The 756-nt window shown below is 40.5% G+C and carries 1 rRNA gene; it reads left to right on the top strand.

The features are described from left to right. Positions 1–446: 446 nt before the first annotated feature. Positions 447–756, top strand: a 23S ribosomal RNA gene (locus GAB14E_RS0123450); the annotation flags it as partial.

The raw sequence follows: 756 nt of genomic DNA, 5'->3' as shown, positions 1-756 counted from the left end.
CACCATCTCTTATCTTTCACTAAAGAAAGAAGCCAAACTTAACGCATTCTTCTCAACTGAGAACGATGATTTAAGTTTGGTTTTTTAAACCATATCTTTGCCGAATGTGTGCAAATGATAAGTTCTTTAACAATCTGGAAAGCTGATATAAATATCGGTGTTTATATGGTGAACACGGTGTCGCGCTGTTGTTCACATGATTATAAATACCAAGCTGTTAGCACATTCTCTTATCGTGAATGTGTTGATGGTGATAGTGCATCCCCCCAAGGATGTATTATCGAATTCATACTACTCGAAAGAGTAAGATGTCTTATCAAGTAACTCATCCCATTTGATATTAATTTAGATAATGGTGAGTACGTGAAAATGTCAGACTTTACAATTGCTGCGGTTTTGTCACCGCGGTGTACTTTGTTTTCTTTCGAGACTACTTAGGGTTGTATGGTTAAGTGACTAAGCGTATGTGGTGGATGCCTTGGCAGTTAGAGGCGATGAAGGACGTGTTAATCTGCGAAAAGCTTTGGTGAGGTGATAAAAACCGTTATAGCCAAAGATGTCCGAATGGGGAAACCCACTTAGCATAAGCTAGGTATCATTAACTGAATACATAGGTTAATGAGGCAAACCGGGAGAACTGAAACATCTAAGTACCCCGAGGAAAAGAAATCAACCGAGATTTCGTTAGTAGCGGCGAGCGAACGCGAATCAGCCCTTAAGCTTATTGGGCGCTAGTGGAAGGTTCTGGAAAGGACC

The organism is Colwellia psychrerythraea (assembly GCF_000764185.1).
Lineage (GTDB): Bacteria > Pseudomonadota > Gammaproteobacteria > Enterobacterales > Alteromonadaceae > Colwellia > Colwellia psychrerythraea_B.
The sequence above is the reverse complement of the archived record's forward strand: the minus strand, read 5'-3'. Positions and strand labels throughout refer to the sequence as shown.